Raw genomic sequence first — 22,138 nt, 5'->3', positions numbered from 1 at the left:
TTAGGAGGGGGAACGGACAAATGGAACTGAAAAGAATTGAGTATGATCTGACTGTTTGCAAAGTAAAGGATATATCAGATATAGATATGACCGCAAATTTTTATTTTATTGGAAAAACGGATGAAGAATTATCCTTGGTTTGCAAAACAGAAGATGTTCCGGCAGAAACCATTGAACGGGATGACGGTTGGAAAGGCTTTCGTATTCAGGGAATACTTGATTTTTCGTTGATAGGTATCTTATCAAAGCTGTCAGGCATCCTCGCTGAACATAAAATAGGTATCTTTGCAGTATCAACATTCAATACAGATTATATTCTTGTGAAGAAAGAAAACTATAATAGAGCTTTAGAAGTCTTAGCTTCTGAAGGATATAGAATAGTTTAAATTCTGATTTGGTTTATCGCAGGAATAAGGGAGGAGTGAACCCCATGTGTACTTGGTTCTATGTTGAAAAATCTACGCTGTCACCGATCATCACAAAAGCACAGCAGTTACCATTGACCAATACCATAATGAACACTATGGCGCGATCAGCGGCAATGTCGGGCAATATCCGTCCTACCGATATGGCAGCGGTGTTTGCTCCGAACAAGCAAGGCAATATGGCTGTGTTTCCTATGATATGGGGCTTCACTGTCGATGCATCTCCAAAACCGCTTATCAACTGCCGTATCGAAACAGCGGACCAGAAGTCTGTATGGAAAGACTCATGGTTCAGACGGAGATGCGTGATTCCTGCATCTTGGTACTACGAATGGGGCATACCGCCATCTGAGGTCGGCTACCATAACGCAAATGAACAGCGGAACATCAAAAAAGAAAAGTTTGCGATACAGCCTGAAGGTTCTGAGATCACATACCTTGCAGGACTGTACCGCTTTGAGGAGCATAGAGGTGTTCAGATACCGATGTTCGCTGTCATAACAAGAGAATCGGTCGAACCTGTAAGCACTATCCATGACCGAATGCCCCTTATCCTCGGCAAAGACAGTTTGCGTGATTGGGTGCGCCCCGATGGTGATCCCAGCAGGATAGCAAAGAAGGCACTGACAAATATGGTCATGGAAAAAGCGGTTGACTATCCTGAGCCGAAGCCGGAGTTTATGCAGATATAGTGTTGAATGGTAATAAAGAGAAGGTGAAAAATGAAAGCCAAGTTCAGAAAAGATTTGGAATTTGTCAAGATAAACGGTCATAAGCTGCATATCTTCAGATGCGGTGATGCAAATAAGCCGAAGCTCGTATTTATGTCAGGCTCCGGTACGGTAGCACCGATATATGATTTCAAGGTCTTATACAAAAAGCTGCTCGATGATTATCGGATAATCGTGATAGAGAAGTTCGGTTACGGCTATTCCGATCTGTATGAATGTCCGTGTGATATTGATTCAGTCGTTTCCTATCAGAAACAGGCTTTGAAAATGATCGGTGAAAAAGCCCCATATATACTTCTACCGCATTCAATGAGCGGAATAGAAGCTATACGGTGGAAGCAGATGTATCCTGACGATATAAAGGCTATAATCGGTCTTGACATGGCAACTCCGCTTACATATATGGAATGGGGCAATAAAGAGATTCACAAACGATTAGAACTTATGCGGAGATTAAAGAAGCTGAATAATCTTGGGCTGATGTTCTGGTATCCGATAAGCAAGAGAGAACTGAATAAGGATGAAATACAGCAGCATAACCTCCTTAAAAGGCGTAACCTGATGAATAACTGTTATGTCAATGAGGCAATGCAGGTTCTGAAAAATGCCAAAATCGTTGCAAGGGCAGGTAAAGCCGAATGTCCGACTTTAATGTTTGTATCTGACGGAAAACAAACATCGCCTAACTGGATAAGCAATGAACAAAAGTACGCTAAGTCCGTAAATGCTGAGACTGTTTTCCTGAATTGCGGGCATTATATCCATTATTATGAAAGCGATAAGATCAGTTCAAAGATAAAAGCCTTTCTATCAAAATTGGCTTGATTGCCCTGACACAGCGTATATGACCGAAAGGACGGTGAAAAATGAACAAGGTATATGTAGCGATAGACCTCAAATCCTTCTATGCTTCGGTAGAGTGCGTAGAGCTTGGGCTTGATCCGCTGAACACAAATCTTGTGGTAGCAGATCAGAGCCGTACCGAAAAGACAATATGCCTTGCCGTTTCGCCGTCACTCAAAAGCTACGGTATTTCGGGCAGAGCAAGGCTGTTTGAGGTCGTACAGCGTGTGAAAGAGGTCAATGAACAGAGGCAGAAGAAAGCTCCCAACAGACAGCTCACTGACAAGAGCTGCATTTACTCGGAGCTTGTGCAGAATCCTTCCCTCGCCGTTGATTATGTGGTAGCAACCCCGCAAATGGCGCACTATATGAAAGTGAGCGCTCAGATCTACGGCATTTACCTGAAATACGTTGCTCCCGAAGATATTTTTGCTTACTCGGTCGATGAAGTTTTCATTGATGCCACAGGCTATCTCAGCATCTACAACACTGATGGTCACGGTTTTGCCCGTATGCTGATACAGGACGTTCTCGATACAACAGGTATTACGGCTACGGCAGGAGTCGGCTCAAATATGTTCCTGTGCAAGGTAGCTATGGATATTGTGGCGAAGCATATTCCTGCGGATAAGGACGGAGTGCGTATTGCAGAGCTTGATGAGCAGACCTATAAGGATAAATGGTGGTCGCACACACCGATAACAGACTTCTGGAGAGTAGGTGCAGGCATAGCAAAACGCCTTGAAACACTCCATATCTACACTATGGGGGATATTGCAAGATGGTCGCTTGACCGCTATCATATCGGAAAGCTGTATAAGCTCCTCGGCAAGAATGCAGAGCTGCTGATAGATCATGCCTGGGGCATTGAACCAACTACCATAGCTGATGTAAAAGCTTACCGTCCGGAAAATCAGAGTATCACATCAGGACAAGTCCTGCAAGAGCCTTGTGACTATGAGCGTACTCGGCTGATCGTGTGGGAAATGGCGGATATGCTGTCGCTTGACCTGGTGGATAAAGGGCTTGTGACGAATCAGATCGTGCTGACCGTCGGCTATGACCGTGAGAGCCTTGCGGACGGTCACTATCAGGGCGAAGTGGTTTCCGACCGTTACGGCAGAAATGTTCCCAAACACGCTCACGGTACACAGAATCTTGATAAGCACACATCGTCCACAAGGAAGATGGTCGAAGCGACAATGGCACTTTTTGACCGTATTTTCGATAAAACGCTACTTGCAAGGCGGATCAACCTTGTTGCCTGCAACGTCATCAAGGAGAGCGATGTGCCTGAGAGCGAAAGCTACGAACAGCTTTCCCTGTTCGATACGGAGGAAACCATACAGAATCACGAGGATGATGAGAAGGCGCTTGAAAAAGAAAGAGCATTGCAGGAAGCGATGCTCACGATCAAACACAAATTCGGAAAGAATGCCGTTCTTAAAGGTACGAATTTTACGGAAGGTGCTACGGCTCGGGAACGCAATAAAACCGTGGGTGGACATAAAGCTTGAGATGCATTCCTCTGCTGTGCGTTATGAATCGTGATTTATCAGTATAGAGGTGTTTTATGCACAACAATTTTACTAAATATGAAAGAATCGCAGTAGCAATTTTTATACTATGCTCGTTTATATGCGCAATATCTGCTATTGCACGTTTTAATATCGAACGTCTTAGAATTCTTATTTGGATGACAATTTTGATTCTGTTTATTGGCTATATGTTTTTTAACAGAACCATTAAGCTGTTATTCTTTATATTAAAAAACAGAAAGCATCTATACGCTTCAACTTGCACGATAACAGATACAGAATATATACGAATGGGTAGAGGCTTACACACAGTTTATATAACAGAATATGTTGATTACAAAAATAAAAAACATAAAGAAAAAGTATTCAGGTCATTTTCGATAAAAAAGTGGGAAATAGGCACACAGCTAAAAATCAAAATCAATAGGAATAATCTGGAGCAGATGATTATAGTTTTCAGTGACATCTGTGAAGCAATATTTGAATCAATTCTTGGAACTGTTTTTGAGAGTATCTTGATTATTTCATTCTTACATTTACTTTGATGAGGTGAACACGCTATGCCCAATAATTACGACGATATAAAACACCTCACCCGTCCGCAGTATGACGATCTGCACCCTATGTCCATGAGCGACAGAGCGGCACAGTTCAGTCCTTTTGCGGCTCTCGTTGGTTACGATGATGCAGTAGCCGAGACAGCAAGGCTGACCGACAGCAGAACCGTAATGACAGAGGACGAAATGTCTGAGCTAAACGATAATCTTAACCGGCTGCTTGACAGCTTGGACGAACAACCGGAGATCAGCGTTACCTACTTCGTACCCGATGAGAAGAAGTCAGGCGGTAAGTATGGGGAAAAGGTCGGTGTAGTGAGGATATTTGACAGCTATTCTCAGGAGCTTGTCTTCAAAGACAGGTTCAGGATAAACATTCAGGATATATTCAAGATAGAGTTCAAAGGGGAGTGCTGACCAGTATGTGTACTTGGTTTTATGCTGATTATAAGCCTTTGTCTAACTTCATAGATAAAGCGCAGAAATTACCTCTTGCCGACAAGATCGGAAATGCTATTCAAAGCCAAATTCATTAGGTTCAATGAAAAATTTCCCAGCTGAAACCGTTTCTCTATCATTATCAGGTGTATCTATTATTTTATTATAATAGACTTCTATTTGAACATCCTCTAACCCATCGTACCTGTCAGCGTTTTCGACTTTGTCTCACGTGAATCTTAGCATGAGGTTGCTTGACAGGCTGATTTTGATTCCTTCTGATTGACATTTTCTAGTATACTTGTTATAATACATTTATACCATTTCAAAGGGGTTATAGTATGTCATCAAATAAAATAAATAGAATAAATAAATTTTTATTTATAATAGCAACCCTGCTGGCTATCAGTATCATAATATGTTCTATTGTTTATTGTTATCAAAAGTATAATGAGGAGAAAAGCATTATCCAAAAACTAAACTCAATCGATATCGATGAAATCAGAAAAAAGCGGGAACAGTATTTAAAAACTCCCAATGGTGGAATTAATGAAAATTATTTTGTTGATTTAGATGAACAGGAAAAAGTTGATATAAGCGAAATGAAACAAGAGGATATAGACGAATCGATACAATGGATCAGCATATATGGAGAGAATCGCGATAATCCAGTTCTATTATATCTTCATGGTGGTCCCTGTTCAGCAACGAGTTATTATGATTGGGGCGTTCTTAGAAAACTAAGTGATGTATACACCGTTGTTATTTGGGATCAACGTGGATGTGGTCATAGTTATCATGAAAATTTACAATTCCAAGAAGTCAGCCCTCTTACCAAAGACGTCATGATGCAAGATGGAATTGCAATGACTAATTATTTATGTGATTGCTTGCATAAGGAGAAAATTACTTTATTTGGACATTCGTGGGGGTCTATTTTTGCTGCTAATTTAGTTTTAGAACATCCAGAAAAGTATGATAAATTAATTGTTGCTTCATTAGTTGTTGACGAAATAGAAAGTAGACATTATCTTAAAGATTATCTCTTAACTTTAGATAAAGTAAAAAATAATGAAGAATATTTAACTTTAGTGGAATCTTTTAATCCAAATGACTTGAAAGATGATCCATTAGATGATAATGATAGTCAATTAGAAAGACTTACTCAAGTTTTAGAGGATTGCTGTAAATATCCTGATTCAAATGAAAAAATGGACGATTGGCTACTTCTAAATCCTTATATCACTTTAGAACAATCTAAAATGCTTCACGACAGATATCTAAAAAATCAAATAGAAAAACCAGAAAAGAATATAGACTATACATATATAAATGGATGTGAGTATGAGGAATACATAAAACGATTGGGAGCAAAGAGTGACGAGATGGAACAAGATATGTCGATTGATGAAGAATGCAAATACGAGGTACCTTTTTATCTGCTTGAGGGGGAAAAAGATCGAAATCCTGATACAATGTATTCATTTGCATGTGATTATTATGAAAGAATAGAAGCGCCTGAAAAAGGTTTTTTTAAATTTGAAGGTGGTCACAGCAGCCCAATGATTCAAGCAGACGAATTATCCGAATATATGCATGAAATCGCGAGAAAATAATATAAAATGAAACCTATTACCCTCTAAAGTAAGTCTATTAGCACTTGTTACGGCAGGTGCTTTTTTTATGCCCTCACTGATGAGGTGAAACCGCATGGCAAACAGAATCAAGGATGTAAAGAAGCTGCTGAAAATCGAATCGATTAATACAGAAAGTATATTGCAGAAAAGTACGGTGTGACTTATGATATGCTGGCTGGGAGAGTATGAAAAAGGGAATAACTGGATATCTTGGTAAAAGCGAGATGCAATTGATCTGCATCTCGCTTTTATTCGTAAGCGTATTATCCCCCCGCATCATCAAGCTAAATAGCCGGACTGATAACACACGGCTGCAACATCATATCCTGGTTTTGATTTCTCTTTGCGTCCATATATATACCCTTGAAATCAGTTTTGCTGTTCGACCGAATATGATGGCATAACACATACAAGGCCATCGGAAATGATCACATTTTTAAATTGCAGAAGCGTTGCATCAAACAGCGTTGTAAGCATCATATCCGTCACAGATATGTTCTATAATTAATTGAAAGTATATGTGAAAATTCGTTGTAGGGTAGGGGAGTGATGATGTTATATCATCTTCTTTTTCAGCATCTGTTCCTAAGAAGACAGAACATAAGCTCAAGCATAGGCTTCTTTCTGTATGTCTGTATAGCGTTTCTGACCGAAACGAGCCGCCAATTATCTGTATTATAATCATTCGGAAGGGGAGTGGGATCATCAAATTCATCAAGCACAGCTTCTTTATTAGGCTTGGTAGCATCTTTTGGTATAGAAACCAAAACTCCGACTTCATGAGGAATATCATTTAATTCTTCATGCAAAAGTTCTTTGTATGTCTGCATGGTCATCACTAAATAATTGTATTCACAAAAATAATTCTGTCCAAAGCCTGATTTAAAATCAGCTTTACAGGACTTTACCTCATACCCTTTAAAAATCCCTTTTTCTATTCCATCTATACTCAGTTGATTAACCGGAACAAATTCCATATAATCTATCCTTCTGATATCTTCTGTCCCGTAATCAACTACGACTTCTTTTCCCCAGTATTTACCCATACCAGTAAATTTTTCTTTTTCGAGAAGACGACTGAGGAAATCTGTTATTTGTTTTCTGTTACTCATTTTTTTATCATTCCTTTTCTGGATTAAAATTTTTGGTTTTCATAGTAATTATAGAAGAATATTGAGTTTGGTAAAAATTATATATAGAAAAGCTTTTGGAGTATTCTATGAGAAAATTATTGAGAAAAAAGATGAGACCATAGAGCATCTTGAAAAACTTCTTCTGAAAAGAAACAAGATGCTTTTCGGGCGTAAAAGCGAGAAGTCAAAATATTTGCAGTGTGACGGTCAGGAGAGCTTTGAAGGCGTGTTCAACGAAGCCAAAATGCTTTCCGATGAAACTGCGGAAGAACCGACAGAGGAAACCATCGTTGTAAAAGAAAGTCCCAAAAGACCGGTGAACACCGCGGCAAAAATAAGCTCAGAGAAGATCTTCCAAAGAGAAGATCGTATCGAAGCTGCCCGAAAACAAGTGTAACTGTGCTGTTTGCGGCAGTAAGCTCAAGGTCATCAAGGAAGAATTTTCTTTTCAGCTGTACCGAGAAGGGTGCTCACGCAAGCGCGGCGGTTATGACAATTATCGAGACAGCTAAGCGAAATGGTCTTGATGTGTAGGGTATCTCCTACATCTGCTGACAGAGCTGCCGAAGTACGGTCATACTCCGACAAGGGAACAGCTTGAAGCTCTGATGCCGTGGAGCGACAGCCTGCCTGATTTCTGCAAGAAAAAGTATAGTCAGGTAGAGTCAGTTACAATATCGGAAATGAGTATATGCAAAGCAAAGGTGTAGTAAGGTGCAGTCAGGTATAGTTGTTTCCAGCATATGATATACAGAAGAGCCGTGTTGTCAGTCAGCACGGCTCTTTTTGGTGGGAATAATTTTGGGGGTGGGAAGGGGAGTGCAAGGGAGAAAGAAGATGGTTTTGTTAGAATGATTCCAATCGTTGTATAAAAAACAGCTTCTCACTACGCATTAATTATATAATTATGTATATGTGTTATATATGATTGTGGATTTCTTCTTATTGATTATATGTGAAGCAGAATGATCTCAACGAATGCAAATACCTCGACAGACCGATGACGCTTGAAGAATGCCGTCAGGAAAAGGAACATAGGCTTTGTCTGCACCGTTGGATTTGATTTTAAGGACACAGACGGATTTGATCTGATCGGCGGAGAAACACTTTTCACTGATATTTTGTAACGAAGACATAATAATTCGCTCGAATTTTGTATTGTTAATTTATAAATTCACTCTAAAAATGTTATAACCTCTTGACTTTTGGCTCAGATTATTGTATGATAGTATCAGGAGGTGCAGCAATATGTATATGCGAAGAAAAATAGACCGGTTTCTAAGCGACTGGAAACTTGACAACGACAGAAAGCCGCTTATCATTAAAGGTTCACGTCAGATAGGTAAGACCGAATCAATCCGCCACTTTGCAGCAGAACACTACGAAAGCGTTATAGAGATAAATTTTGTAGAAGAACCGAAATACACGATGATAATCGCAGACGGTTATAAAAGCGATGCAATCATCAAAAACATCTCACTGATCGACCCAACCAAAAAATTTATCCCCGGAAAAACGTTGCTCTTCTTCGATGAGATACAGCACTTTCCCGATATTGCCACAAGTCTGAAATTCTTCAAACAAGACGGACGCTTTGATGTGATATGCAGCGGTTCGATGCTGGGCATCAATTACCGCAGGATAGAAAGCAACAGTGTAGGCTACAAAAAAGACTATATCATGTACTCGCTTGACTTTGAAGAATTCCTGTGGGCAAAAGGATATGATGCTTCGCTGCATGACGATCTGCTCGGTGCTATGCTGGAGCTGAGACCGTTCAGCGAGCCGGAAATGGCAGTGTACCGTTCATTGTTTCTTGACTATTGTGTACTCGGGGGTATGCCAGCCGTTGTGAAGCAGTATATCGAGAGCGGTATTTTTGAAGGCTCTCTCGATACGCAAAGACAGCTGATAGAGGACTATAAAGAAGATATCAGAAAATATGCAGACGGTGTAGACCAGACCAGGATCATCAATGTCTTCAATAGCATAGCACCGCAGCTTGCAAAAGAGAATAAGAAATTCCAAATCTCAAAAGTCGCTTCCGGAGCACGCTTTCACACATACAGAGGTTGTATTGAATGGCTCACCGACGCAGGGATCGTTAATGTATGTAATTGTATGAATTTTCCTGAACTGCCGCTGAAGGGCAACATTGATCCTGATAAATTCAAGCTGTATTTTTCAGACAGCGGACTGCTTGTAGCAATGCTTGATGATGAAGCACAGGACGACCTTCGTGCCAACAAAAATTTAGGCGTTTACAAAGGCGCTCTTTATGAAAATATGGTTGGTGAAGCACTGGTAAAAAGCGGCTGTGAGCTGTGTTATTACAAGCGTGATGACTCTACGCTCGAACAGGATTTCTTTCTGAGAACAAGCAATTCTCTTGTTCCTGTTGAAGTGAAATCACAGAACGGCAGAGCAAAGTCCCTGCGGACACTGATCAGTTCGGAAAAATATGCTGACATACGCTTTGGTGTTAAAATGATAAACGGCAATATCGGCTACAGCGATCATATCTACACATTTCCATATTTTTGCACATTTTTGCTCAGAGAGTTTCTGAAAGCCGGAACATTCGATGAAGAAAAAGACCTGTAAACCACAAAACCGCCGTCAGGGTACGAACCTGAACGGCGGTTTTTTCTATTATGTAAGATGCTTGAAAACGGCGTAAAATCGAGGTTTTATATACCCCTCACTGAACCTGTTGAACCCCCTCATAGAACCGATTGAAAATCGAGCTTTTCACAAAACGGCGTAAATACGCCATTTTTGACGATTTTGCCGCCGCACGCTCGTGACTTTAGTCATGAGTTAGGCGGCATTTCTAGACATTCTGTTGTGCATGGTCGAGGTATGTATATTCATTGTAATACTATATCGTAAGAACTACTAAATACAGGAAGTCCTGATCATATACTTCGTCTTGTAAACTGTAAGCCTCACTTAAGAATGTCAGATACTATAATTCTTAAGTGAAAGACAGCTAGGTGAGTAAGATTAGCTGTCTTTCTGCATCTTAAACCTCATAAAAAGAAAAATTGAATTCTGATTGTGTCACGCGTGACACAATCACAGCAAAACTTTTAAGTATATATAATTTTTTATTCTTAAATAAATCTGCTATAATATATATGGAATCCATCGGATTGAAGTTTTTGTTTTTATATTAAAATTATAGCAGAATATTGCGGCTGATAAAAATTATATATAGAAAAGCTTTTGGAGTATTCTATGAGAAAAATATTGAGAAAAAAGATAACGTATTTTCTAAGGGTTGACAAGCTTTTGTGATTATGGTATACTATATTTGTTTCATTTTAACCCAAGAGTCTGTCACATTAGCCAATGTGGTGGGCTCTTATTTTTTAGGAAACTCAAAGCAATTATCTTTACCTGATGCAAACACTGCTTGATATATATTGCATGAAATCTGGATTTAGTTTTGTGCAAGTATCCAAAACTCACTATAATGGTGGTAAAGTGCTTGATGTGTCACCAAGATGGTGGTATAATGTAATCAAGAAGATGATGGTGAAACCTATACGAATAAGGATGGATATAAAACGGAACTGCCGAGCAGCTATTGTAATCCCGACCAGATTTTCAATAATAAGGAATATGCTACGTACTATTGGGAAGCTATTAAGATCCGTTTTGAAATAGTTTAAATTTTCGTCCGAAGTACTAACCTAGAATAAAGCTTAAAATAGTATAAATTCAGTAATCGTAAATGCAGAATATGAGAACGTCGTGACGATACATAAGGTGAAATAAACTTACTATGAGTGATATGAAAAACGTATATACCGGGGCCTTTGCGAAATTCAACAAGCAGAGACGGCACAAATGGAATCTTGTCTTCATATCCGGGCAGACCGATGAAATACTGATAATACGGGTTTTCTCTGATCTGTTCGACCAGTTTCTCATCAGGATAGTGATATTGCTTCTGAATCAGCAGCGAACCGAGTGCCATGCGCAGGGGCTTTGCAGGCATACCGGTATGGCTCGGGAACAGCTTCGCATACTCAGCCTCGATCGTTTCCTACGGAATCATTGCTGCTTTATTCACCCAGCGGTTATCCGGGTTCATTTGCATTCCCAGCGGCTGATAGAAATCGGTAAATGAAATCTGCTTTTCTCTCTTGAACTTATACATGGCATCCTCCAAAGTGCAAGCTTTTTGCTCGTTTTCAGGCTTTTTACTTGCACTTCTATTATACCATGTTTTATCGCTTTTGTCGATACTACGAGGGTTTTATTTGAATTGAGGAGAGACTAATTAATACAAAGAAAAAAGGCATCACCGTTCAGTATAAACGAGATGTCTTTTCTCATTATATATCAGTTATGCAAAAACAATAAGTCACATTTTAAGCACCGAGATAGCATCAGAGATCGTCTTTTCCAGAGCTTCTCTGCCGTAAGCATCAACCTGAGCTTTGTTCTTCTCACCGTGAGTAAGACAGCCCGCGCCGCCTATACAGCCGCCGATGCAAGCCATACCTTCGATGAAATTCTCATTGAGCACACCGCGTTTTTTCTTCATCAGTGCTGCTCGGCACTCTTCAATTCCATCACAGGAACATGGCAGGAGTTCAAAGTCCTCTATCCTCTGTTCTTTGATCGCCTCTGCGACCGCATCAGATAGACCGCCGCTGCGTGCAAAAATTCTTCCAAAGTAGGAAGCATTGTCAAGTGCTTCTTCTTCAAGCTGTGTAATGTCAAGATCGCGGCTGTCAAAAAGTGCCTGGAGTTCTTCAAAAGTCAGCACTGAATCAACATAGGCTCTGACATCCTTCAGCTGAGCTTCTGCTTTTTTAGCGGTACACGGACCTATGAATACCACCTTTGCAGACGGCTCTATCTCCTTAATATATTTCGCAATCGCAGCCATCGGTGATGCATTGTGCGATATATGCTCTGTAAGTTCAGGAAAAGCAGACTTAACATATGCCACAAACGCAGGACAGCAGGAACTGGTCAGAAAGCCTTTTTCTACCAGTTCTCTTGATTCGGAATATGCTACCATATCAGCGCCAAGTGCAGCTTCTACTACCGCATGGAATCCGAGCTTTTTCAGCCCTGATACCACCTGTTCCAGCTTCGCGTATGTGAACTGGCTGGATATCGAGGGCGCAACTACCGCATAAAGTTTCGACTTCTTATCGCGGCTGTTTTTCTTTATCATGTCGATAACATCGAGGATAAAAGATTTATCGGTTATAGCTCCGAATGGACACTGGTATACGCAGGCACCGCATGATATACATTTCTTGTTATCGATAGCTGCAACGCTGTCTTCATTTATGCTTATCGCCTTGATCTTACATGCATTCTGACATGGACGCACACGGTTGGTTATCGCCGAATAGGGACAGACTTTGGAACATCTGCCGCATTCTATACACTTGCTTTTGTCGATATGTGCCACATGGTTGTGATCAAAGGAGATAGCCCCTCTGGGACATACATCCTCGCAACGGTGGGCAAGACAGCCGCGGCATGAATCCGTGACCTCATATCCTGCCGCAGGACATTCGTCGCAGGCGATATCAATAACTTCGATGACATTGGGATTTTCCTTATCGCCGCCCATAGCCATCTTTACACGCTCGGCGATTATGGCTCTTTCTTTATAAACACAGCAGCGCATAGTAGGAGTCTTGCCTGATACTATTTTCTTCGGGATATCCAGAAGATCTTCAAGCAGCTTATCATCCCACGCCTCTCTTGCGACCTCTCGCAGGACCTTATATTTCAGATATTGTACCTTGGTATCAAATACTCTCTTGTTTTTCATTTATCTGTTCACACCCTTAAAAATAGCTGACCTTGATGCGTTTTCCCATCTTGCCCAGAGCCTTTGAGAGTTCCTGCACAAGGTTCATCTTGATGTTGAAATTTATCGGCAGATCGGGATTCTGATGCGCAGGATTTATAGCCCTGCCAACATAGAAATTAATATCGGTAGCTTCCTCAAAAAGCATCCTGCTGATAAGAGACGCTCCGTCTCTGCCGTGACTCCATTTTTCGTATAACAGATTTTCGCCGATATGATCTTTTGCATATTCAAGCACGCGGTTGACTGTGATAACACCCTCAGTCACTAGGTCAACACCCTCAATAGTCGCAATGGGTGGTACGTCGCTGTGTTCAAAGCTAAGACTTGCCACCAGCGGTTTTTTCAGCCACTGGGAAGCTATGGTCGAGGTCGTTCCACCGCAGATTATATGCTTGCCCTCTTTCGAGAAAAACAGACTCATCATCCTGTCACAATCGTCTTTGTTTGAGGGCGGGCCAAATAGTATATTCATCGGAACGCGGCGGCGTATACGGATAACGCAGGCAGTAGTATCATCACCCGGCTCATGTCCGTATAGATTGTCGCACTCATCCACAAGTATAGTTGATAGAGTTTTTGCTGTATACCCCACAGGTGCCAGCATTTCCATAAAAGACGCGATATCTTCTCGCTTCCATCCGAAATTATATGCCATACCTATACCTGCATGAGGACAGCCGTCGCTCATGGATATGATAAGATCATTCTCCTGTAACCTTATCTCAGAGCGGTATATCTTCTTGCCGCCAATGTTCATCTCCGTCTTGGGATAGTCGTACACCTTTTCATTGCGTATAAGTATGCTCAGAGGATTATCATACTGTATAAGCACAGCAGTTTCATTATTTATGATGTGGATTATCGTGAAAGTAGAGTATGCAACTCCCCTCACCGAACATATAGGCAGTGTGCCCGCGATAGTCGAAACGCAGTCTTCAAGGGGAAGCCCCGCCGCAAGCATGGTGGAGATTATTTTCGATGTCAGGGTGGAAAGTATGCTAGCCTTCACCCCGCTGCCAAGACCATCTGCAAGAACTATAACTGTGGAATCATCATTCTCAACGATATCGATATGATCTCCGCACAGCTGTTCACCTACATGATTTATGCTTTTGAATCCGATATCCGCACACAAGTTATTCATCCTGTATCGACTCCTTGAGTTTTGATAGCGCTATCTTCGTTTCAGCAGTAGTTTCTCCGAGAAGCGACGCTATCTCCTGAACTATCCTCATCTGCTTATCAATAACCTTATCAGCCACTTCGATAGTATTGCGGCTTATCTCTTCCTTTTTACTGCGTGCGTTCTCCTCATCGGTAACATCACGCATGATACATATGAGCATTTTGCTCTCGCGGTCAAGCACGATGGTGCGCTCGGCATATCTCTGGTATTCGGTCAGGAATATCCTTTCGTTATATACTCCTTTGCCTGTCCGCTTTACTTCCATAAATACCTTCGGGTCGAGTATCCGCACCACCTGATCTCCCAGAACATCGGATGCGTAACGTATATTCATCATCTCCATAGCAGCGGAGTTTATCTGCTGTACCTCCAGTGAATCGTTAAGCACTATGATACCGTTGGGAGTATTCCTGACTATGGTATCCGAGAAACTCTCTGCCTTGTCTTTCAGGAAAGGCAGGCACATGGATATATCTGCTTTGCCCTGATATATCGCTATCGCTTTCTCACGGCAGGTATTGTATCCACAGGAACCGCAGTTGAGTTCATCGGAAGTATCGAACTTGCCCATCTGCGCCAGTATCTGACGTATCTCCGATTCAGTTGGCTGTGCATGCCCGAGATCTATCAAGGAGAATTGCTTTTTCATGTACAGCATATCAGGCTGTTCAACTTCATAATCCTTTGAGCCTGCATATCCTGCTATCAGCATCTGGTCTTCAATAGGAGTATACCGAGCATTCTCCATAACAGGGCCGCCTATACAGCTTCCGTTGCAGGCTGACATCTCAATGAAGCATTTATGTATACTTCCCTTTTCAAGCTCACGCAGAACGGATATGCACTTTTCAATGCCGTCTATCGCGATATATGTGTAATCAGGCAAATCGCAATCCATGGTTTTGAGTATACCACCCGCTGTCGGGAAAAATCTTGCACGGCTGTGTTCATCGGCAGAAAAACTGCGTTCTATCTCGATATTCTCTTCTTTCAGCCAGACTGAAAGTTCCTCAAAGGTGAGCACAGCATCGACTGTATCGCCATAATGCTGGGCTTCATCCTTTTTGGAAACACACGGACCTATGAAAACAGTCTTTGCATCGGGGATACGCCTTTTGATATCTGCGCAGTGCGCCTGCATCGGAGATATAACATCAGCAAGCATGGGCAGAAGATCGGGGAAGTACTTCTGTATCAGCAGGTTTACCGAATGGCAGCAGGACGATATCACAACGTCCCTGTTTTCTTCTTTTAGTATCCGCTCATATTCACGCTTTACATGGGTCGCGCCTACAGCTGTTTCTTCAACATCATAAAAACCAAGTTTTTTAAGTGCATCACGCATCTGTTCTATGCCCGCCCCGTGATAATTTGCAATGAATGACGGTGCAAGGCTCACAACTACAGGAGAACCGCTTTGTAAAAGTACCCTTACCTTTTCAGATTCATCAACTATCTGCTTTGCATCCTGGGGACAGACTACTACGCACTGACCGCACAATATGCACTCCTGTTCGATTATGTGCGCCTGGTTGCCCGAAAATCTTATGGACTTTACAGGGCAGTGTCTGATGCATTTATAGCAGTTTTTACAATTTGATTTTTTTAATGTTAAACAGCTGCTCATAGATGACAACTCACTTTCCTATACGGTTCATTACAGCTTTCTGAAAAAACTCGGTGAACCCCTCGGGGGTCACACCTGTGTATACTTCATCGTCTACAGTGACAGTCACACCCACGCGATTACATCTGCCCGCACAGAAACTGCCGGCAAGTGTAATTTCGTTTTCAAGATCATGAGTCGCTATCGCCTGTTTCAGCAGCTCGATCATATCCTCCGAACCTTTCAGATGACATGATGAGCCGACACATATCTGAATGATCATGGTTACTATACCTTCTGCTTGATCTCTTTCTCGAAGAACTCTCCGACCGTTTCGGGAGTTACCGAGTAGAACACATCATCAACAGTTACACATACACCCTGCTGACATTTGCCCATGCAGAATGTTCCGCCAAGCTTTATCTTGTCACCTAATTTTTCTTCTGCGATAAGATACTGAAGCTGCTCGACAACCTGACGCGAGCCTTTCAGATGGCAGGAAGAACCAATACATACAGTTACCTTCATATCTAGCACCTCACATATTACATATAATCTACAACATCTACCCAAGAAAGCAGGAACTCACGCTCTTTAGCATTGCCCTTCACCGACTGCGAAGCCGCAACGATAGGCATCCACTTCTGAACGTATTGCTTGGCGGTATTGCTCTTCTCGCAGAATATGTCGAGATACATATCTGCGCCCTCAATATCTCCGTCCAGCCAGAAGCAGAGATACGTTCTTGCTGCATCAGCAGAAGCATTGCCCTGTGTAGCGTGTGCCCAGTCGATGATATAGGGAGTTCCATCCTCAGTAATTATTACATTTGAGGGATTGAAGTCACCGTGGCAGAGCTTATAGTGCTTGGGCATACCTTCAAGGCGTGTATGAAGATCATATCTTGTTGTTGCATTGAGGTCAGTCTGACTTATCTTACTGTTCATCTTGTCTTTCAGCTTTCTCAGCATGGGACAGGTTCTGGAGTGTATATCAAGCTGGATATCTACCAGCTTTTCGATGTACTCTCTCTTCTTTTCAGGTTCTTCTTCCATCATCTGTGCAAGGGTCTTACCGTTTATATATTCAGAAACGATAGACCATTTGCCATCTATCATAAGAACCTCTTTCAGGCGTGGCATATTTATGCCTGTTTCTTCAACCATGGATTGATTCAATGCCTCGTTGAGCACTTCAGACTTCTTGTAAGTATCATTGAATACTTTTATACACTTATCACCGTCACGATACACCGTCTTGGTATTTCTGACAGCTATTACACGATCCAGATTCATATACCGTTCCTCCGTTTATACTCTTTTTTTGCCGCTGCTTGCTGCACGGTTGAATGCCTGCTTGAAATCCTTGCTGCTTTCAGAACTGTCTATCTGGCTAGCATCGGGCTTCTCAGTCTCAGTGAAAGTTCTGCCGTAGTATACGTTCATATATATCTGCTTCAGCTCGCTGATGAGAGGATATCTGGGGTTAGCACCTGTACACTGGTCATCAAATGCATCTCTTGACATCTTATCAAGAGTAGCGAGGAAGTCTTCCTCGGAGATACCGTACTCAGCGATAGTCTTCTTGCAGCCCACAGCTTCTTTGAGTTCTTCTATCTTTGCAATAAGACCTTCGACAAGTTCATTGTCGCCGCTGCCCTGTACACCGAGATATCTTGCTATCCTAGCATACTTAGCGGCAGCCTGAGGATATTCGTACTGTGGGAATGTACCCATCTTAACAGGAACATCAGAAGCATTGAATCTTATAACTTCGCTAATCACCAACGCACAGCATATACCGTGAGGCAGGTGGTGATATGCACCCAGCTTATGTGCCAGTGAGTGACCGATACCCAGGAATGCATTAGCAAATGCCATACCTGCCATAGTAGCCGCATGAGCCATATTTTCTCTTGCCCTTACAGCTGTCTGACCGTTCTCAACACATTCGGGCAGATTATCAAAGGTCATTTTCAGCGATTCGAGAGCGATACCATCAGTAAACGGTGTAGCCATTACTGATACCAGTGCTTCAAGGTCGTGTACCATGCAGTCCAGACCGGATGCAGCAGTAAGTCCCTTTGGAGCACTCATCATCATATCGGTATCAACTATTGCAATATTTGGCATAAGTTCGTAATCTGCAAGAGGATACTTGTGACCTGTCTTGTCATCGGTGATAACAGCAAAAGGTGTTACCTCAGAACCTGTACCGGAAGAAGTAGGAACGCATATGAAATATGCCTTTTCACCCATTTTCGGGAATGTGTATATTCTTTTTCTGATATCAACAAAACGCATCGCCATATCCATAAAGTCAGCTTCGGGATGCTCATACATTACCCACATTATCTTAGCAGCATCCATAGCAGAACCGCCGCCGATAGCAATGATCACATCAGGCTCAAAACTTCTGATAGCCTTTACGCCCTCCACAGCACAGGCAAGTGTCGGATCGGGAGCAACATCGGAGAATGTCTCGTGTACTATACCCATTTCGTCAAGCTTATCTGTTACAGGCTTAGTGAATCCGTTCTTGAAGAGAAAACTGTCAGTAACGATGAATGCTTTCTTCTTGCCCATCACATTTTTCAGTTCATCAAGAGCAACAGGCAGGCAGCCTTTCTTGAAATATACCTTCTCGGGCGCTCTGAACCAAAGCATATTCTCTCTCCTTTCGGCAACTGTTTTTATATTGAGCAGATGCTTTACTCCTACATTCTCACTTACCGAGTTTCCACCCCATGAACCGCAGCCGAGGGTAAGTGATGGCGCAAGTTTGAAGTTATAAAGGTCACCGATACCGCCCTGAGAAGATGGTGTATTCACAAGAATTCGGCAGGTCTTCATTCTTTCACCGAACTCGGAAAGCTTTTCCTGTTCCCTTACCGCATCAAGATATATGGAAGCAGTGTGTCCGTATCCGCCGTCAGCAATAAGATGTTCTGCTTTGCCGAAAGCATCCTGAATATCGGAAGCCTTATACATAGCAAGTACCGGAGAGAGTTTCTCATGGGCGAACTCCTCGGAGATATCAACGCTCTCAACTTCACCTATAAGTATCTTTGAACCCTCGGGAACTGTCACGCCTGCAAGTTCAGCTATCTTAGCGGCAGACTGTCCAACTATCTTCGCATTGAGCGCACCGTTTATGATGATGGTCTTTCTTACCTTGTTCAGTTCATCGGGTTTGAGGAAGTAACAGCCCCTTGCAGCGAACTCTGTCTTTACTGCATCGTATATGCTGTCAAGTACGATAACGCTCTGCTCGGAAGCGCATATCATGCCGTTATCGAAAGTCTTGGAATGAATGATAGAGTTTACAGCAAGCAATATATCTGCACTTTCATCAATGATAGCAGGAGTATTTCCCGCACCTACGCCCAGTGCAGGCTTACCGCTGGAATATGCAGCGTGTACCATTCCGGGACCGCCGGTAGCGAGTATGATATCTACTTCTTTCATCAGCATATTTGTCATTTCAAGACTGGGTATGTCTATCCATGCAATGATATCCTCTGGAGCGCCCGCTTCGACAGCTGCTTCAAGTACAACCTTTGCTGCTGCTATGGTGCTCTCCTTTGCACGTGGGTGAGGGCTGATGATGATACCGTTTCTGGTCTTCAGTGCGATAAGAGACTTGAATATCGCAGTGGAAGTAGGATTGGTAGTAGGTATTACCGCTCCGATAACGCCGATAGGCTCTGCTATCTTCTTTATGCCTGCTGATTTATCCTCTTCAAGAACACCGCAGGTCTTGGTATCGCGGTACTTGTTGTATATGTATTCGCTGGCATAGTGATTCTTGATGACCTTGTCCTCAACGATACCCATACCCGTTTCTGCAACAGCCTGCTCAGCAAGATCTATTCTTGCGCGGTTTGCTGCGGTGGCAGCAGCTAAGAATATCCTGTCTACCTGCTCCTGAGTAAATGTTGCCATTTTTCTCTGTGCTGCCCTTACTCTTTCAAGGGCGGCTTCCAGCTTTTCAACACCGTCAACGATCTCGTATTCTTTCTTTGCCATTGAAATTTCCTCCATATCATTTCCTGAGTTTCATGGTAAGATGTGCCAGTGAAAGCGCCAGATTCTCCTGACAAACCGTTATATTATCCGTGACATCCAGCTCGATCTGTGCAAAATTCCATATCGCAGTTATCCCGCTCTTTATCATGATCCCGCAGACTTCTTTCGCACAGGCGGCAGGCACTGTGATTATTCCAGCATGGATATCATATAGCCGACAGTAGTTGGTAAAAGTATCCATAGAGAGTATCCTGTCGCACAGCAGGCTATTATCAACATCAAACGCCGCAGAGATCTTTATCCCGTATTCTTCAAACCCCTCGAAATCAAGCAGTGCTTTGCCAAGTTTTCCCGCACCGACAATAACAACAGGGGTCGCTGCTTTTCTGCCGAGAACAGCTTCAAGTGCCGCGATAAGTTCAGTGGTCTTGTAGCCTACCTTTGGTCTGCCTGTACCGCTGACTGCGTTAAGGTCTTTTCTCACTTGAACACCACCAAGCCCTAATGCCCTTGATATCTCAGCAGCAGAGATGTTCTCGCCATGGTCGCCTGTCCTCAGATAATCCAGATATACAGGTAGTCTACCAAGCGTTGCTTTGGAAAATATCGGTCCTTTCACTATCTCACCTCCGATAATTCAATTATAACATCTTTTTAATTTGAACGGAATAACCAAAAAAGTATATCGATATTATCTTTATCGATATAACCGCAACCAAATAAAAAAACACAGTTTCCAATTTACAGAAAACTGTGTTAAAACTCGTATTTACGTCATTTTAGCTATCTTTAGTGAAATAAGCCCTCTTCGATTTGATTAGCGCTGTTATGAACCTGTGGTCAAGTTCGGTAAGGTTATATCCTTTACGATATATCAAAACATCTTTGTACAGGCGCTTGTTGTCTATGCATTTTTTCTGCACAAGACCATAAATATCCAGTATCCTGTCAGGAAGAGGCGACACCCACATATAAGTCTCGTGATTCAAAGATAAAAGATCGAACTGGCTCCCCCTCTCGAACAGGAATATTCTCCTGCCAATGCTGTCAAGCAGCTCTTCCTTTTTAACGTTTGAAAGCGGCAGCGACGGCACATAAGGGTCAGCATGGGCTATCTCGATCATATTCGTGAGATTATCGAAATGCACTTCATCAAGCGATGCTATACTGCTCTCTCTGCTCGCTACAAGCATATTCGAAAACTCAGCTATGAGTTCATATTCAAGACCTTTTTCCTCAAGAAAGCGTTTAAAATACTTATCATATACGGAGGCATACCTGATTATACCAAGTTTGTATTTTAAAGTAAAGATATTATCTATAGCGCGGTGAGCATTGGTTTCATAATAGGAAAGCTCTGCCGAATCACCTGTGATCGTTCGTGAAAATTCAGCAAAGGCTTCCGAGATATAACCGGCCCTGGGAACAGAGATAGAAAATTTCTGCTTTTTCGGCACGCCCTGACGGTACATACGCTCAACATCGTCTATCTGGTCAAGTATCTTGCGTGCATATCCGATAAACTCTTCGCCCTCGGAAGTAAGGTTCATACCCTTGGAAGTTCTTGAAAATATAGTAATTCCCAGATCTGCTTCAAGCTCTTTTATGCTTCTGCTGAGGTTTGGCTGTGCTATCAGCAGTTCCTCTGCCGCCTTGTTTATCGAGCCTATCCTCGCCACCTCGACAGCATATTTCATATGTATGATATTCATAAATTCACCCCCGTCAGTTTTGTTCATTATAACATCATTCCAAAGAGATGTCAACATCATAATATTTTATAGATGAGTATATTGATATAAACGAACTCCTTTACAGATCATTTATCAAGTAACCAGTTTCTGTTTGATCCCATTATATGATACAGGCGGATCGTTATCTATAGTCAGAAGTATCTTTGTGTTATGGTCGTTAATGTTTTGCAGCGGTGTAAGTTCTGTCCTCTATTTCCGAGATCACATTGCCTGAGGTGTCAAATACGATCATTCTCTTGTTCTTTCCGTCGGGGAGATACAGTACAGCCATTTTCAGCATACCGTTCGGATACCGCCAAAAATGCTTTGTTTAGCTAAATAATTTCTAAATGTTCTACACAATTCGGCATCAGCACAAATGACAATTTCACATTCTCTGTTTTGCAATGGCTATTGTATCAAAATGTC

General features: G+C 42.1%; 20 protein-coding genes and 2 pseudogenes. 10 read left to right on the top strand and 12 right to left on the bottom strand.

Annotated elements, in window-relative coordinates; genetic code table 11:
- Window positions 1-20: 20 nt before the first annotated feature.
- The 7 genes from RUMAL_RS17445 to RUMAL_RS20995 all read left to right on the top strand — a co-directional run bounded on the left by RUMAL_RS17445 (window position 21) and on the right by RUMAL_RS20995 (window position 6,148).
- Entirely contained in the window at window positions 21-386 is a 366-nt protein-coding gene (locus tag RUMAL_RS17445) for an ACT domain-containing protein (RefSeq protein WP_013483422.1), read from the top strand.
- A 44-nt stretch (window positions 387-430) separates the two neighbouring features.
- Window positions 431-1,117 carry an SOS response-associated peptidase gene (locus tag RUMAL_RS17440; RefSeq protein ID WP_013483421.1) on the top strand — a complete coding sequence of 229 codons (687 nt, stop codon included), beginning with the start codon at window positions 431-433 and terminating at the stop codon, window positions 1,115-1,117.
- A 30-nt stretch (window positions 1,118-1,147) separates the two neighbouring features.
- The gene (locus RUMAL_RS17435) at window positions 1,148-1,981 is read left to right on the top strand and encodes an alpha/beta fold hydrolase (RefSeq protein WP_013483420.1); all 834 of its coding nucleotides are present in this window, start codon (window positions 1,148-1,150) and stop codon (window positions 1,979-1,981) included.
- Window positions 1,982-2,022: 41 nt separating this feature from the next.
- Window positions 2,023-3,516: a Y-family DNA polymerase gene (locus RUMAL_RS17430; protein ID WP_013483419.1), complete on the top strand. Its 1,494-nt coding sequence runs from the start codon at window positions 2,023-2,025 to the stop codon at window positions 3,514-3,516.
- Window positions 3,517-3,827: 311 nt separating this feature from the next.
- The gene (locus RUMAL_RS21945) at window positions 3,828-4,082 is read left to right on the top strand and encodes a hypothetical protein (protein WP_154662839.1); all 255 of its coding nucleotides are present in this window, start codon (window positions 3,828-3,830) and stop codon (window positions 4,080-4,082) included.
- A 15-nt stretch (window positions 4,083-4,097) separates the two neighbouring features.
- A complete protein-coding gene (locus RUMAL_RS17420) occupies window positions 4,098-4,511 on the top strand; it encodes a hypothetical protein (RefSeq protein ID WP_013483417.1) in 414 nt (137 codons plus the stop codon).
- 362 nt (window positions 4,512-4,873) lie between these two features.
- Window positions 4,874-6,148 (top strand): alpha/beta fold hydrolase, encoded by a 1,275-nt coding sequence (locus tag RUMAL_RS20995; RefSeq protein ID WP_013483416.1) that lies wholly within the window; start codon window positions 4,874-4,876, stop codon window positions 6,146-6,148.
- Window positions 6,149-6,741: 593 nt separating this feature from the next.
- On the opposite strand, the gene RUMAL_RS17410 is transcribed toward RUMAL_RS20995, so the two are convergent.
- Window positions 6,742-7,281: a hypothetical protein gene (locus RUMAL_RS17410; RefSeq protein WP_013483415.1), complete on the bottom strand. Its 540-nt coding sequence runs from the start codon at window positions 7,279-7,281 to the stop codon at window positions 6,742-6,744.
- Window positions 7,282-7,348: 67 nt separating this feature from the next.
- On the opposite strand from RUMAL_RS17410, the gene RUMAL_RS17405 reads away from it, so the two are divergent.
- From RUMAL_RS17405 to RUMAL_RS22875, 3 genes and pseudogenes are all read left to right on the top strand, one after another.
- Window positions 7,349-7,699 carry a hypothetical protein gene (locus tag RUMAL_RS17405; protein ID WP_043551133.1) on the top strand — a complete coding sequence of 117 codons (351 nt, stop codon included), beginning with the start codon at window positions 7,349-7,351 and terminating at the stop codon, window positions 7,697-7,699.
- Window positions 7,700-8,550: 851 nt separating this feature from the next.
- Window positions 8,551-9,906 (top strand): ATP-binding protein, encoded by a 1,356-nt coding sequence (locus RUMAL_RS17400; protein ID WP_013483414.1) that lies wholly within the window; start codon window positions 8,551-8,553, stop codon window positions 9,904-9,906.
- Window positions 9,907-10,877: 971 nt separating this feature from the next.
- Window positions 10,878-10,979 (top strand): annotated as a pseudogene (locus RUMAL_RS22875) (DUF6075 family protein); the annotation flags it as partial.
- A gap of 146 nt (window positions 10,980-11,125) precedes the next feature.
- On the opposite strand, the pseudogene RUMAL_RS21460 reads toward RUMAL_RS22875, so the two are convergent.
- From RUMAL_RS21460 to RUMAL_RS22745, 11 genes and pseudogenes are all read right to left on the bottom strand, one after another.
- Window positions 11,126-11,470, bottom strand: a pseudogene (locus RUMAL_RS21460) (transposase); the annotation flags it as partial.
- Between the two features lie 207 nt (window positions 11,471-11,677).
- Window positions 11,678-13,114, bottom strand: a complete 1,437-nt coding sequence (locus RUMAL_RS17385) for a 4Fe-4S dicluster domain-containing protein (RefSeq protein WP_013483413.1) — start codon at window positions 13,112-13,114, stop codon at window positions 11,678-11,680.
- Between the two features lie 16 nt (window positions 13,115-13,130).
- The gene (locus RUMAL_RS17380) at window positions 13,131-14,300 is read right to left on the bottom strand and encodes a SpoIIE family protein phosphatase (protein ID WP_013483412.1); all 1,170 of its coding nucleotides are present in this window, start codon (window positions 14,298-14,300) and stop codon (window positions 13,131-13,133) included.
- A complete protein-coding gene (locus tag RUMAL_RS17375) occupies window positions 14,293-15,969 on the bottom strand; it encodes a [Fe-Fe] hydrogenase large subunit C-terminal domain-containing protein (protein ID WP_013483411.1) in 1,677 nt (558 codons plus the stop codon). The genes RUMAL_RS17380 and RUMAL_RS17375 overlap by 8 nt, the downstream gene beginning before the upstream one ends.
- A 10-nt stretch (window positions 15,970-15,979) precedes the next feature.
- Window positions 15,980-16,231 (bottom strand): (2Fe-2S) ferredoxin domain-containing protein, encoded by a 252-nt coding sequence (locus RUMAL_RS17370; protein WP_013483410.1) that lies wholly within the window; start codon window positions 16,229-16,231, stop codon window positions 15,980-15,982.
- A 5-nt stretch (window positions 16,232-16,236) separates the two neighbouring features.
- On the bottom strand, window positions 16,237-16,476 hold the full coding sequence (locus tag RUMAL_RS17365; protein ID WP_013483409.1) for a (2Fe-2S) ferredoxin domain-containing protein: 240 nt from the start codon (window positions 16,474-16,476) through the stop codon (window positions 16,237-16,239).
- A 17-nt stretch (window positions 16,477-16,493) separates the two neighbouring features.
- On the bottom strand, window positions 16,494-17,243 hold the full coding sequence (locus RUMAL_RS17360; RefSeq protein ID WP_013483408.1) for a phosphotransferase family protein: 750 nt from the start codon (window positions 17,241-17,243) through the stop codon (window positions 16,494-16,496).
- Between the two features lie 15 nt (window positions 17,244-17,258).
- On the bottom strand, window positions 17,259-19,976 hold the full coding sequence (gene adhE, locus RUMAL_RS17355; protein ID WP_013483407.1) for a bifunctional acetaldehyde-CoA/alcohol dehydrogenase: 2,718 nt from the start codon (window positions 19,974-19,976) through the stop codon (window positions 17,259-17,261).
- Window positions 19,977-19,992: 16 nt separating this feature from the next.
- Window positions 19,993-20,595, bottom strand: coding sequence for a redox-sensing transcriptional repressor Rex (locus RUMAL_RS17350; protein ID WP_013483406.1), 603 nt, complete (start codon window positions 20,593-20,595; stop codon window positions 19,993-19,995).
- A 160-nt stretch (window positions 20,596-20,755) separates the two neighbouring features.
- The gene (locus RUMAL_RS17345) at window positions 20,756-21,688 is read right to left on the bottom strand and encodes a LysR family transcriptional regulator (RefSeq protein ID WP_013483405.1); all 933 of its coding nucleotides are present in this window, start codon (window positions 21,686-21,688) and stop codon (window positions 20,756-20,758) included.
- 199 nt (window positions 21,689-21,887) lie between these two features.
- Window positions 21,888-22,010 (bottom strand): hypothetical protein, encoded by a 123-nt coding sequence (locus RUMAL_RS22745; RefSeq protein WP_272868112.1) that lies wholly within the window; start codon window positions 22,008-22,010, stop codon window positions 21,888-21,890.
- Window positions 22,011-22,138: the final 128 nt, after the last annotated feature.

The sequence above is a fragment of the Ruminococcus albus 7 = DSM 20455 genome, from assembly GCF_000179635.2.
Lineage (GTDB): Bacteria > Bacillota > Clostridia > Oscillospirales > Ruminococcaceae > Hominimerdicola > Hominimerdicola alba.
Note: the sequence above shows the minus strand (reverse complement) of the source record. Positions and strands in the feature narration are given on the sequence as shown.

Excerpts from the sequence above, each read along its gene's own strand:
- RUMAL_RS17445 (WP_013483422.1), top strand. The coding sequence starts at position 21 with ATGGAACTGAAAAGAATTGAGTATGATCTGACTGTTTGCAAAGTAAAG.
- RUMAL_RS17440 (WP_013483421.1), top strand. The coding sequence starts at position 431 with ATGTGTACTTGGTTCTATGTTGAAAAATCTACGCTGTCACCGATCATC.
- RUMAL_RS17435 (WP_013483420.1), top strand. The coding sequence starts at position 1,148 with ATGAAAGCCAAGTTCAGAAAAGATTTGGAATTTGTCAAGATAAACGGT.
- RUMAL_RS17430 (WP_013483419.1), top strand. The coding sequence starts at position 2,023 with ATGAACAAGGTATATGTAGCGATAGACCTCAAATCCTTCTATGCTTCG.
- RUMAL_RS21945 (WP_154662839.1), top strand. The coding sequence starts at position 3,828 with ATGGGTAGAGGCTTACACACAGTTTATATAACAGAATATGTTGATTAC.
- RUMAL_RS17420 (WP_013483417.1), top strand. The coding sequence starts at position 4,098 with ATGCCCAATAATTACGACGATATAAAACACCTCACCCGTCCGCAGTAT.
- RUMAL_RS20995 (WP_013483416.1), top strand. The coding sequence starts at position 4,874 with ATGTCATCAAATAAAATAAATAGAATAAATAAATTTTTATTTATAATA.
- RUMAL_RS17410 (WP_013483415.1), bottom strand. The coding sequence starts at position 7,281 with ATGAGTAACAGAAAACAAATAACAGATTTCCTCAGTCGTCTTCTCGAA.
- RUMAL_RS17400 (WP_013483414.1), top strand. The coding sequence starts at position 8,551 with ATGTATATGCGAAGAAAAATAGACCGGTTTCTAAGCGACTGGAAACTT.
- RUMAL_RS17385 (WP_013483413.1), bottom strand. The coding sequence starts at position 13,114 with ATGAAAAACAAGAGAGTATTTGATACCAAGGTACAATATCTGAAATAT.
- RUMAL_RS17380 (WP_013483412.1), bottom strand. The coding sequence starts at position 14,300 with ATGAATAACTTGTGTGCGGATATCGGATTCAAAAGCATAAATCATGTA.
- RUMAL_RS17375 (WP_013483411.1), bottom strand. The coding sequence starts at position 15,969 with ATGAGCAGCTGTTTAACATTAAAAAAATCAAATTGTAAAAACTGCTAT.
- RUMAL_RS17370 (WP_013483410.1), bottom strand. The coding sequence starts at position 16,231 with ATGATCATTCAGATATGTGTCGGCTCATCATGTCATCTGAAAGGTTCG.
- RUMAL_RS17365 (WP_013483409.1), bottom strand. The coding sequence starts at position 16,476 with ATGAAGGTAACTGTATGTATTGGTTCTTCCTGCCATCTGAAAGGCTCG.
- RUMAL_RS17360 (WP_013483408.1), bottom strand. The coding sequence starts at position 17,243 with ATGAATCTGGATCGTGTAATAGCTGTCAGAAATACCAAGACGGTGTAT.
- adhE (WP_013483407.1), bottom strand. The coding sequence starts at position 19,976 with ATGGCAAAGAAAGAATACGAGATCGTTGACGGTGTTGAAAAGCTGGAA.
- RUMAL_RS17345 (WP_013483405.1), bottom strand. The coding sequence starts at position 21,688 with ATGAATATCATACATATGAAATATGCTGTCGAGGTGGCGAGGATAGGC.
- RUMAL_RS22745 (WP_272868112.1), bottom strand. The coding sequence starts at position 22,010 with ATGCTGAAAATGGCTGTACTGTATCTCCCCGACGGAAAGAACAAGAGA.